Genomic DNA, 11,679 nt, shown 5'->3' with positions numbered 1-11,679 from the left:
TGAATAACAGAACACTTGTTCTAAATGATGGTGCCTCGACCCGGAATCGAACCAGGGACACGAGGATTTTCAATCCTCTGCTCTACCGACTGAGCTATCGAGGCACATTGATAATACTAAATACTATCTTTGTACATGTCTTTTTGGCTTTGCCTTGAAGACGGGCGCTATTAGACTGTTTTTCTTTTTCCCAGTCAACCCTTTTTTTTTAAAAACCGCTTGTTTGACGTTTTTTTCTACTGTTTGTTGCTTTATAAATCGAATTAAAGCTCAAACGTAATTATGCCGTATATAAAGTGTACAGGCCTATGACGATGAATCCAGCGCCTGCGATATAAGATAATACTTTCTCGTTAATATATTCGGATAGAAAAGTACCCACTAAAACACCCATGGCACTGGCAAGTACTAAAGCGGCGGAAGCAGCAAAAAAAACGGTCCATTTACTCACGGCTTTGTCAGCCGCAAATAACATAGTTGCAAGCTGGGTTTTATCGCCAAGTTCAGCAATAAACACTGAGACGAATATGGTTAAAAATATTCGCCAATCGATTGAAAACTCCATTATTTTGACTCTGGTACGTAGCCTTCAATATTTGGTTCAATGTTATTAAATAAATAATCGACCATACTTTTCTCTAAAATAGCGCGATCATCTGGGTTCATCATGTTCATTTTATGTTCGTTAATTAACATGGTTTGTTTTTTTTGCCAGTCGGTCCAAGCTTCTTGACAAATATTGTCATAAATTCGTTTGCCTACCTCGCCAGGATAAAGTTGAAATCTTAAACCTTCGGCTTCTTTCTGTAATTTTTGGCAAAATACTGTGTGACTCATTTTTTGTTCCATTTAATAAATAGGTTGTTGCTGAACTTGTTCAATTAATTTACTGGTAGAAGCAGCTAATCCCACCGATGCTTCAGTGGTTAGATCATACCACTTTTGTTGTTTAACATCGTGTATTTCTTTCGATAATGATTGCTGGCAATCAACAAGTACCGGGGTAATATCTAAATGAAAGTGACTAAAGGTATGTCTAAAGCTTTCCAATAATGTTGTTTGGCTTATCGTTAATTGTTTGGTCGCGAGTAGTGGGGCAATTTCGCTGAGATCATCGACTTCAAAAAAACACCATAAACCTCCCCAAATCCCTGCAGGGGGTCTTTTTTCCATAAGAACTTTATTCTCAAGGCGAGCAATTACCATTATGGTTGATTTAACAGGCGTGGTCTTCTTTGGCTTTTTCTGTGGATAATTCGCTTGTACATTCCCGGCAAAGGCAAAACAATTTTTTTGGATTGGGCATTGCTCACATAAAGGTTTCGTTCGTGTACAAACCGTAGCACCAATGTCCATCATGGCTTGATTGTATTTCTCTACTCCTTTTACCGGCGTTAATTGTTCCGCAATAGGCCACAAGGCTTTTTCAAATTTACTTTGGCCGTTATAGCCATCAATAGTGTAAAAACGTGATAATACCCGTTTAACATTACCGTCTAATATCGGGTGATGTTTTTTTAATGCTAAACTTAAAATTGCACCGGCAGTTGAACGACCAATGCCGGCTAGTGCAATCACATCTTCAATGTTCTCTGGAAATTCACCTTGGTATTTATCACGTATTATTTTTGCTGTTTTATGTAGGTTTCTTGCGCGTGCGTAATATCCGAGTCCTGTCCAATGATGCAGTACCGTGTCTTCATCGGCATTGGCTAAATCAATAATAGTAGGAAAGCTGGCCATAAATCGTTGGTAATAGGGAATAACGGTTGTTACTTGTGTTTGTTGTAACATTATTTCGGATATCCAAACCCGATAAGGCGTTTTATTTTGTTGCCATGGAAAATGCTTTCTTCCTTGTTTATCGTACCAAGAAAGGATTTGCTGGCTGAATTTTTCTGCTGATGCAGCAGATATTTGTGTGATTTGTGTCATAGTCGCGACAGTCTAGCGAAAAGCATTTATTGAAACAATCATTATCAATAGATGATAATTTGAGAAAGTATTGGCAAATTAGCCGTTTTATCACTATATTCTCGCCCAGTTAATGAATCCCTTTATTTATGAGAGCAATTATGAAATTTGAAGCAAAAAACAGAAGCCAACGTTTAAGAAAGAAACTTCGCGTAGATGAATTTCAAGAGTTAGGTTTTGATGTTGCGTGGAAGTTTGCTGACGATACAGATTCAGAGGCGATTGATACTTTTTTAAATCGTTTTTTTGATGAAGTGATTGATCCAAACGAGCTAGGTTTTGGTGGTGAAGGTGATTTAATTTGGCATGGTTTGATTTGCACGCAACAAATTGGCAAATGTACTGATGAACACAGAAATATCGTCGAAAAGTGGTTAAAGGACAATGGTGCTACTGCCGTTTCTGTAAGTGAGCTATATGATGTCTGGTGGGCTCAATAGTAACCACTGTTTTGCTCAGAAAAGACAAAAGCTAAGCAAATGAATACTTAGCTTTTGTTTTAAACGTTGATTTGATGCTTTTTAACAGTGAATTTAAATGATCACTAAAAGTGATATTTCAGCAGTAAGTTCATGTTTTTCTCATCAATATTATTTATACCGTATTTGTTGTGCCAATAAACATACTCAACCCCAACATAAACTTTGGTTTTAATGTTGAAGACATCAGCAATATTGTATTTTAATTGTGAAGTAAAGTTATAGCTGGTGGTGTTATCATCGTTTGACGGTACATAATCAAGAAAACCATCGTAAGTTAATCCTGCAATAGGTATTTGCCAAGTAACAGTTACTTGCTGTCCATTATCGCCAGAATCGTTATTTCTATGGTATAGATTCAAATTAAAATAAGTAAAATGAGGTATCTTTAAGTTTGTGCCAACTCCCATTAAATAATGGGTGAAACCATCACCAATTTCAGCGGTAGTGGCAAAGTAAATGTTTTTAAATAGGTCATTTTGATATTGGGAAAGCTGAAACCTAGGTGAAACTTCAGCATAGGTTTCTTTGTCTCCATTTGCAGATTGTAAACGATCAATAAATAAAAAACTGTCTCCCCAACTATAGCCGCCCGCATGTTCAAAGGTAAATACAGTCCGGTTATTATCGCCTAATTGATAATTATCGCCTTTGAGTAAAGTCGCACTAATATCGCTCCACAGTGTTTCGGCTGAACTCGTAATTGAGGTAAGCAATATTAAGGCGGTAGTTAAATATTTCATAAGTGCTTTTTATCCTTCTTATTCAGTTTTAAACTGTGATACAAGATTTTCTAATTGTTGTTTTTGCTGGTTAAGCTCATTCATGATTGCGGCAGTATTGTCCGATAAGTTTGATATTTCAACCGCCATGTCAGCGATTTTAGTGACATTTTGATTAAGCTCATTGATCACACTCGATTGCTCTTGAGTTGCTGTAGCAACTTGTACGTTCATGGTGGTGATTTCATTAATTTCTCCAACCACTTCACTGAGTACATCTTTAGCTTCGTTGGTTTTATTTAACCCTTCACTGGCAAGTTCAGTATTTTCTTCCATGGCGGTAACCGTTTCATTTGCCTGTGTTTGCAAGCGTTTTATCACATCATTTATTTCTTGAGTAGAGCTTTGTGTCCTTCCGGCAAGTGTTCTTACCTCATCAGCAACAACCGCAAAGCCTCTGCCTTGTTCACCCGCTCTTGCTGCTTCAATAGCCGCATTTAGGGCAAGTAAATTGGTTTGTTCTGAAATACTACTAATAGTATCTACAACTGAACTTATCATTTGTGTTTGTTCGGCTAAACTTACAATTTTTTCTTGTGTTATGCGGTTACTTTCTTGTAGCTGTTGCATAACATTACTTGAGTCATCAACTCGATGATTAGATGTATTGATTTGCTCTTCTGATTTTTCAGTTTTCGAAGCGGTACTTGTGGCAAGTTCACTAACTTCTTGAATACTATGACTCATTTCATTGGTAGCAGTAGCCACAGAATCTGACTCTATTTGTTGATCAGCCACTAAAGAATTGACTTTAGCTGCCATTGCACTCAGTTGATCAAAGGATGCAGACATGACTTTTTCATTCTGTTTTATCTCAACCATTATCTCTTTTACTTTGCCGATAATAGCGTTAAAACCTTTTGCCAATAACGCTAATTCATCGTTACCTTTTTCCTCAAGCGTGTGCGTTAAATCCCCCCCTTTACCTGCCATGGCAAGTAAACGTTCACCGATATTTAAAATAGGTTTTGTAATACGGTTGGCTAGAATGACCATTAAGAAAATAAAAATGGCTACTATAACGGCATTTAATAGGGCGGTTTGCGCTAAGGCAGAATGAATTTTTGATAAAGGCTCTGCTTTGGGGAGCATGGCAACTATTTTCCAATTGAGCTCAGGTAAACCAACACTTGCAACATAAAAGTCTTCATCATTATAAGTTACATCGTCATAAACATAGCCAGAATTTGAGCTAAGTAATTTATTAGAAACTTGAGAAAAACCATTTAGTTGCGATAATTTTTGATTATTTAAAGAAGTAAGTTGCGGATGTATAAGCACGTTACCTTGATTATCGGTAACAAATACATAGCCCTGTTCACCTACTTTATTGCGTAAAATACTTTTACTGATTTCATCTACGGGGTAACCAAAACCGGCGATGGCAATGTCTTCTCCTTGATGTCTCACTCGATAATTAATAAATGCGGTTAACTTTGTGGTGCCTTTTTCAATATCAAAAGAAATTTCATACGGTTTATCGGTTTTTAAAAATTGATAGAACCAAGCATCATCTTGAGGTGTTACTTGTCGTGAAATTCCTGTTTGAGTGTAATAATTTTGGCTTATATTAGACACCCAATAGACGGTAAATGCGTTGTTTTCTTTTCTAAGATTCTCTAAATAATCAATGAGTTGACCTTGCCCATTTTCAGACTCTCCCGCCACAGCCCAATCTAATAAAAATTTATTCTGTGCGATGCCTTTAGATAATTCAATCGGGGTACTTAGCTGTTCTCTGATCCTAGATTCAACTTTAGCCAATTGATTAGGTAATAAATCTTGTTCAATATTATGCTGAAATACATTACTAAAAATAAAATTATTTAGCGCTAAACTAAATATCGATAAAGTGATTAGCGAAGTAGTGATTACGGCAATAAGGGTTTGTCTTATGGAGCGGTTAGTGAACCAATTGCTAATATTCATATAGATGATTTTCCAATGGCTAGGTTATTATTCTTTTTAATACATTAACTTTATCGTTAAAAAACCGATAAACTTTAGATATATCAATTTGTAGTATTGACTATGATTGAAGATTTATCGAATTACTTAAAGAAAAGTTGTAGTGCTAATTGAGTTTATCTTGTGAACGTTAGATAATACGCGCCCTTAATATTCTGTAGAAAACAATTATGACTGAAAGAACCCATAAAACTATCGAACAAGCCGAACAAGAAGGCAAATATATTCGTAAAGTACGTAGTTTTGTTAAACGAGAAGGGCGTTTAACTAATGCACAAGCCAGAGCTCTTGAATTACACTGGGATACCATGGGATTAGATCATAATAAAAAGGTTATTAACCCTAGTGTAGTCTTTAATAATGAAAATCCTGTGGTATTAGAAATTGGTTTTGGTATGGGGAAATCTTTAGTTGAAATGGCGAAAAACGCGCCAGAGTTAAACTTTATTGGCATTGAAGTACATAAACCTGGCGTGGGTGCTTGTATTGCTTTAGCTCAAGAAGAAGGCATTAAAAACTTAAGAGTTTATGAACACGATGCTATTGAGATTTTAGCGGATTGCATACCTGATGCCTCAATCACTACAGTGCAATTGTTTTTTCCAGATCCTTGGCATAAAAAGAAACACCATAAACGTCGTATTGTTTCACCTGAATTTGTTGAAACTATTCGCCAAAAGTTAAAAATTGGTGGGGTGTTTCATATGGCTACAGACTGGGAAAATTATGCTGAGTGTATGCTTGAAGATATGCAAGCTTCAGCAGGTTATAAAAACTTGTCAGAAAACAATGATTATGTGCCTCGTCCAGATTCACGACCATTAACTAAGTTCGAAAACCGAGGTCAGCGTTTAGGACATGGTGTTTGGGATTTACAATTTCAGCGAATTGACTAACCTACAAAATAACCTTGAGTAATAAACTTTTCTGTAGATTATAAAAAATATCGACTTTAAGAGGTGAATGTCATATGCCATTCACCTTTTTAATGGATGAATGATTGCTCTATATGAAATAAATGCTGACTATTGCGCGTATTTCCTGTTTTTATCAACCATTGCTTAGTAATAATTTCTTTTGCTAAAGCAAATTGTAAAATTCTCACTTTATATCGGCACCAATAATCAATAGTCGCTTGAATATGGCAATCAGAGTTTGGAAATAATTCACTTCTGTTTTCGATTAACTCGTTTTTTAAATACTCGATAATTTTTGGTTTTAGCTCAGTTTCAATGAATTGTTTAAACTGCGTAAATTGTTTCGCCCGATATAATTGCCATGCCATCCAGAGCAGTAGCCCAACAGCTAAAATAACCAGAATTTCCAAAAGAACCCCTTAAATAAATTTTTCGGTGATGTTAAAAGAAATTCACCATAAAGGATATTAAATTTTAAATTGCGCATTTTCATGCATCAACAATTTAGCTTTTAACGCTAACCCACCAGCATAGCCTGTGAGTTTGCCATTACTACCGATTACTCGATGACAAGGAATGATTAACGCGATAGGATTAGCGCCGTTTGCCGTACCAACCGCGCGAACGGCCTTTTTGTTATTAATTTTTTCCGCAAGCCATGCATAGCTTTTAGTTTCGCCTTGTTTAATAGTGGTTAATGCTTGCCATACTTTTTGTTGAAATGGTGTGCCTTGAGGGGCAAGCGCAACATCAAAGCTTGATCTTTCTCCTGAAAAATACTCGTCTAATTGTTGGCGTACTTCGGTAAATAATGAATCATTGGTTGGGTGATCATCAGGAAGTTTAAGTGCTGCGGCCCCTGATTGAAAAGCAAGCGCCGTTAAACCACATTTATTCGCGCTTAAGGCAATATCACCGTAAGGCGAGGCGTAAATATTGTAATAAATTTCACTAGACATAGTTTTCCTTAAATAATCATTCATTGACTAATTGTTGCTTTACGCGTGTAGTGTGCGAGATTTAATGCGCAAGCGAGTGCCATAAATATATGCAGGCATATGCACGCCAAGGTCGCCATTGCTCTGCCAGTTGTAAAATCTCTTTATTACTGATTTTTTTCTCATTATTCGATAACGCTTTAATTACTCCAAGATCTGCACTCGGAAATGCATCAGGATCACTTAAACCTCGCATCGCAAGATAATTTACCGTCCAAGGACCTATTCCTTTAATTTCACATAACTGCTTTTCTAATCGTTCAAGCGATGGATAATTTTCAATTTTTTCATGATGCAACTCAAAAAATTCAACCCAACGCTGTAATGTGGCTATGCGAGTTTTTGTTAACCCTATTCCTTCATATTCAACGCCTAACAAGGCTTCAACAGATGGAAAAATTAAACGCGTTTCTGATGGTAACTCAGGAGATTGTTGACCATACTTTTCAGTAATACGTTTCGCTAGGGTGGTAGCTCCTTTTACTGAAATTTGCTGACCTAAAATCGCCCTAATTGAAAATTCAAAAATATCCCAGCAACCGGGTAATCTTAATCCTTGGTGCTGATTTATTATTTTTTTCAATAAAGGATGTTGAGAAAGTTGCTGGTGGATTAAGTCCATATCGGCGTCTAAATCAAACATTCGCCTGATTCGATTGATAACATTACTTAAGTAACTGTAATCCGACAATACTATTTTCATCGTTAATGCTGGTTTTTTAGGGTGGTGAGTAATTACTAACCATCCAGTGCACTTATCAATTGAAATACTACGTTGATAGCTATTACTTGTGACTTTTTCTAAACCCTTTATCTGTCTATTTTGGAAAAAAGTCAGCATGGTTGACCAATCAAATGGCGGACGATACGGTAAATTTATGGTTAAACATTCATTGTCTTTTATGATGTTTTTACTCTTTCGTAATAACTTAGGTGAGCATTGATACGCTTTTTTGATGGCTTCATTAAAACGCCTGACGCTATTAAAACCACTTGCAAAACATATGTCGCTTAAGCTTAATTTTGTCGTGGAAATTAATTTTCTGGCTAGTAATAATCTCTGTTGTTGAAAATATTCGCTAGGTGAAAGACCATAATACTGTTGAAATAGTCGTTGTAATTGCCTAGTGCTAATAGCGAATTTTGCTGAAATAGTCGTTAAATTGTCAGACTTATAATCAAAACTTTGAATAATTCTTTTTAATTTTATTGGTAAATTCTTCACCGCAGCCTGTTCTGGAAAGCAGCGCTTGCAAGGTGTAAATCCAGCATGTTGAGCTTGTTCTGCACTTAAATAGTATTGTACATTTTCTGGCTTAGGTGGCCGAGCAGGGCAAATAGGTCGACAAAATATACCTGTGGTGATCACTCCTGTAAAAAATTTACCATCAAATCTAGCATCTCTACTGAGTCTTGCGGTCTCGCAGGTTTTTACATCAAGTGAACGTTGCATTGGGTTTCTTTTTTTGCCTTTTAATAGTTATCTACCTTACCGGAGTTTTATAAATTTACTGGCGAAAATCAGACATCAATAACAAATTTAATAATGATTTTTTGAAAAAAAGATTAAAACCCTTAAAAAATAAATTAGTGTTTTTTTAAAGAGATAAAAACAAAAAGATAAAGTAAATCATCTGGATAATAAATATTTATACGCTATTTTTAAGAATAACTTAGTGAATTTCAAGATTTCGTCAGTGTTTTTAAACTTTTCGTAAGCTTTAATTAGAATGTATCAATATAGTATTTTATGTTAGTCAATAATTAAAAAAAAATTACGAATAAAAAATAATCAAATTTTAAAACGTTCGGGGAGAGCAAAATGTCGCAAGGCTACCAAAATAGAATTACCCATTTGCCACGCAAAAAAAGCAAAGTGGCTCAAGCAATCATTTCATCTTTACTTATTGCTCCACTCTTAGTTAATGCGGCTGAAGAAATCGCTGAAGAAGAAGTTGAGGTTATGACAGTAACTGCACAGAAGCGTGTGCAGAATATTATGAAAGTACCGGTAACTGTTGACAGTGTTTCAGAGGAGACTATTAAGCAGTCAGGCTCAGTAATGCTTGATGATATTGATAAATTTATTCCGGGTTTTGATTTTAGTGGTGGAGATGTTACCCAAGCTGGTGTAACGATGCGTGGCGTTTCAAGCCCTAATATTAGTGTTGGTGGAGATCCTTCAACGGCGACATTTTTTGATGGCGTTTATATGCCAAGAGCTGCGCAAAACGTTTTATTTTCAGATATGCAACGCGTTGAAGTGCTAAAAGGGCCTCAAGGTACGCTTTTTGGTAAAAATGCCGCAATGGGAGTGGTAAATATGATCCCAAATGCCCCTGAAGATGATACTTACGGTTTTATTAAAGGGACGTTCGGCTCTGATAGTATGCAACGCATTGAAGGGATGTTTAACTTTGCTATCTCCGATAGTGTTTATGTGCGTATGAATGGCTTATCAAATAAGCAAGATGGCTACATTAAAAATGTAGCTCAATCGCCACTTAACAGTAAAAATTCTGGTGATGGTGGCGAGAAAGGACATCAAGCGGCAAGAGTTGCTGTAAAATGGGATATTTCAAGTCGAACGAATGTTCAATTGTCTTATGATTGGGACAAGTTAGATCAAGCGCCTGGGGCTGCAATTGGTTTAAGTCCTTATGCTGAAAATCCAACGGATCCATTTGCCAATACTTTTGCTAATGACGTTGTTAACGGTGGCGAAAGTCGTGATATGACGGCAACAACGTTTAAATTAAATCATGAGTTTAATGATCAATGGTCGATGATGTTTATTTCTAGTTTTCGTGAATGGGAAACTAGTAACCGCATTGATGAAGACGGCACCGCAGAAGTGTCTCGTTATTTAGATACAGACAACCATGAAGATTCAAATATTTTCTATAACGAATTACAAGTAAATTACAATAGTGCAGATTTCAATTACGTAGGTGGTATTACTTACTCTCAAGAAGAAGTGCACCAAACAACATTTATTAATACCACCACAGATACGGCGGCACGTTTAGTTTCTGGGCAGTTAAATGATCAATTATCTGCAGGTGTTAGGCAAGAATTTGCGGGCGCAATTGGTGTTAACCCTGACGATGTGCCACAAGAAACGGTCGACTTTTTATTGAGTCAATATGGTTTACCACTAGAACATATGTGGGATCCAGAGCAATGGGCGGCTACATTAAATGTTATGGGCGCTGCTGGCGATATTATGGATTACCTTGCGTACATTGGTGTAGTACCACCAGGCACACCTCTTACAGCTGATATTGTGTCGTTAACCGGTGATGCAACATACGATATTGTGGCACAACAAATGGGTATTGCTGAAATATTTGGCCCAAGCTATGCCAATCAAATGTGGTCTGAAAATTTCATTAACAATGGTGAGTTTATTAGTTACGGGATTTATTCAGATTTTGATTTTCAATTGTCAGATAAATGGAACGTATTTTTTGGCCTTCGTTACTCAGAAGATGAGAAAGATTTTTCATGGCAAGTGTCTGAAACACAATTTGCGCAAGTTCGCCCTGGAGTTAGTAATATTTTATTCCCCGCTCGTGAACAATTGTGGCAGTCAAAAACATGGAATAAAACCACAGGTCGTTTAGGTACTGGCTATATAATTAATGATGATCATATGATTTTTGCCTCGGTTGCAACTGGTTATAAAGCGGGAGGATTTGATTCGCTTAATTCACCACATAGTGAAAGTGATGGTTCAATTATTATCGACCCAAATACTGGTGAAATTGTAGATGTTGCCTTTGCTCCAGAAGAGTCTGTTAACTATGAATTTGGTTATAAAGGGATAGTTTTTGAAGATATTATCACGACCTTTTCACTTTATCATAATGTCTTAGATGATAGACAAGTCAGTATTAACTCTAAGCCTCCTGGACAAAGCCAAGCATTGCCAACCATCGTAAACCAAGATATGACAATTGATGGCTTTGAACTTTCAATGAATTGGCAAATGACAGATACATTATCAACGGGTTTTGTGACTGAAGTACGCCAAATTGATTCTAGTACCGAAGCTTTCTATAACGATTCAGGTACTTTAATTGAAGAAGGCACTGAAGCGAATGATTCAAACACGTCATATACCTTAATGTTAGATTGGGAGCCAGATATTAGCACGGGTTATGCCGTTGTTCATGTTGATTATGTTTTTAGAGAAAATGCGCGAGGCCTAGAAATTGGTAATGACGAGTGGGTAAATGATATCCCCCATTATTTTGATGATACAGAACTACTAAATGCACGTATCTCATGGCTTAATGATGACGAAACCATTGAAATTGGCTTATGGGGTAAAAACCTATTAGATAATCGTTATACTGGATTTCCAGGTGGTCGTACAAAAGATATCTTAGGTACAGGATATACCAGTGTTAATAAAGGGATGGAAACCGGTATAGATATTAAATATTCATTTTAATAAAAGCCTTGAATGATTAAGCTAAAAAACCAACATTAAATGATGTTGGTTTTTTTTTGTTTAGCATATTGTCAGCAAAGCGTTGTATCCGAAAAACAATTC

11 protein-coding genes and 1 tRNA gene are annotated in these 11,679 nt (G+C 36.4%); 3 read left to right on the top strand and 9 right to left on the bottom strand.

Annotated features, from left to right (window positions below):
- Positions 1-28: 28 nt before the first annotated feature.
- The 4 genes from ABXH06_RS16020 to mutY form a co-directional block, all read right to left on the bottom strand.
- Positions 29-104 (bottom strand) — tRNA-Phe (locus ABXH06_RS16020).
- A gap of 176 nt (positions 105-280) precedes the next feature.
- Positions 281-565, bottom strand: coding sequence for a TMEM165/GDT1 family protein (locus tag ABXH06_RS16015; RefSeq protein ID WP_303453191.1), 285 nt, complete (start codon positions 563-565; stop codon positions 281-283).
- Positions 565-837, bottom strand: coding sequence for an oxidative damage protection protein (locus tag ABXH06_RS16010; RefSeq protein WP_311579947.1), 273 nt, complete (start codon positions 835-837; stop codon positions 565-567). The genes ABXH06_RS16015 and ABXH06_RS16010 overlap by 1 nt, the downstream gene beginning before the upstream one ends.
- 12 nt (positions 838-849) lie before the next feature.
- Positions 850-1,935 (bottom strand): A/G-specific adenine glycosylase, encoded by a 1,086-nt coding sequence (gene mutY / locus ABXH06_RS16005; protein ID WP_353518835.1) that lies wholly within the window; start codon positions 1,933-1,935, stop codon positions 850-852.
- A gap of 140 nt (positions 1,936-2,075) precedes the next feature.
- Between mutY and ABXH06_RS16000 the strand changes: the two genes are divergently transcribed.
- Positions 2,076-2,414 carry a YggL family protein gene (locus tag ABXH06_RS16000; RefSeq protein ID WP_311579953.1) on the top strand — a complete coding sequence of 113 codons (339 nt, stop codon included), beginning with the start codon at positions 2,076-2,078 and terminating at the stop codon, positions 2,412-2,414.
- A 104-nt stretch (positions 2,415-2,518) separates the two neighbouring features.
- Here ABXH06_RS16000 and ABXH06_RS15995 read toward each other — a convergent pair whose 3' ends face one another.
- Together ABXH06_RS15995 and ABXH06_RS15990 are read right to left on the bottom strand one after the other, a co-directional pair.
- Complete coding sequence (locus ABXH06_RS15995; RefSeq protein ID WP_311579956.1) at positions 2,519-3,196, bottom strand: nucleoside-binding protein; 678 nt, start codon at positions 3,194-3,196, stop codon at positions 2,519-2,521.
- 18 nt (positions 3,197-3,214) lie between these two features.
- Positions 3,215-5,164, bottom strand: coding sequence for a methyl-accepting chemotaxis protein (locus ABXH06_RS15990; RefSeq protein ID WP_353518834.1), 1,950 nt, complete (start codon positions 5,162-5,164; stop codon positions 3,215-3,217).
- Between the two features lie 209 nt (positions 5,165-5,373).
- On the opposite strand from ABXH06_RS15990, the gene trmB reads away from it, so the two are divergent.
- Positions 5,374-6,099 (top strand): tRNA (guanosine(46)-N7)-methyltransferase TrmB, encoded by a 726-nt coding sequence (gene trmB, locus ABXH06_RS15985; protein ID WP_311579963.1) that lies wholly within the window; start codon positions 5,374-5,376, stop codon positions 6,097-6,099.
- A gap of 89 nt (positions 6,100-6,188) precedes the next feature.
- On the opposite strand, the gene ABXH06_RS15980 is transcribed toward trmB, so the two are convergent.
- The 3 genes from ABXH06_RS15980 to ABXH06_RS15970 all read right to left on the bottom strand — a co-directional run bounded on the left by ABXH06_RS15980 (position 6,189) and on the right by ABXH06_RS15970 (position 8,571).
- On the bottom strand, positions 6,189-6,530 hold the full coding sequence (locus ABXH06_RS15980) for a hypothetical protein (protein ID WP_353518833.1): 342 nt from the start codon (positions 6,528-6,530) through the stop codon (positions 6,189-6,191).
- 57 nt (positions 6,531-6,587) lie between these two features.
- Entirely contained in the window at positions 6,588-7,079 is a 492-nt protein-coding gene (locus ABXH06_RS15975) for a methylated-DNA--[protein]-cysteine S-methyltransferase (protein ID WP_311579970.1), read from the bottom strand.
- A gap of 61 nt (positions 7,080-7,140) precedes the next feature.
- Positions 7,141-8,571 (bottom strand): DNA-3-methyladenine glycosylase 2 family protein, encoded by a 1,431-nt coding sequence (locus ABXH06_RS15970; RefSeq protein WP_311579974.1) that lies wholly within the window; start codon positions 8,569-8,571, stop codon positions 7,141-7,143.
- A 369-nt stretch (positions 8,572-8,940) separates the two neighbouring features.
- On the opposite strand from ABXH06_RS15970, the gene ABXH06_RS15965 reads away from it, so the two are divergent.
- The gene (locus ABXH06_RS15965; RefSeq protein WP_353518832.1) at positions 8,941-11,577 is read left to right on the top strand and encodes a TonB-dependent receptor; all 2,637 of its coding nucleotides are present in this window, start codon (positions 8,941-8,943) and stop codon (positions 11,575-11,577) included.
- The last annotated feature ends 102 nt before the right edge of the window (positions 11,578-11,679 follow it).

This window comes from Thalassotalea sp. SU-HH00458 (genome assembly GCF_040362795.1).
GTDB lineage: Bacteria > Pseudomonadota > Gammaproteobacteria > Enterobacterales > Alteromonadaceae > Thalassotalea_H > Thalassotalea_H castellviae.
The sequence above is the reverse complement of the archived record's forward strand: the minus strand, read 5'-3'. Positions and strand labels throughout refer to the sequence as shown.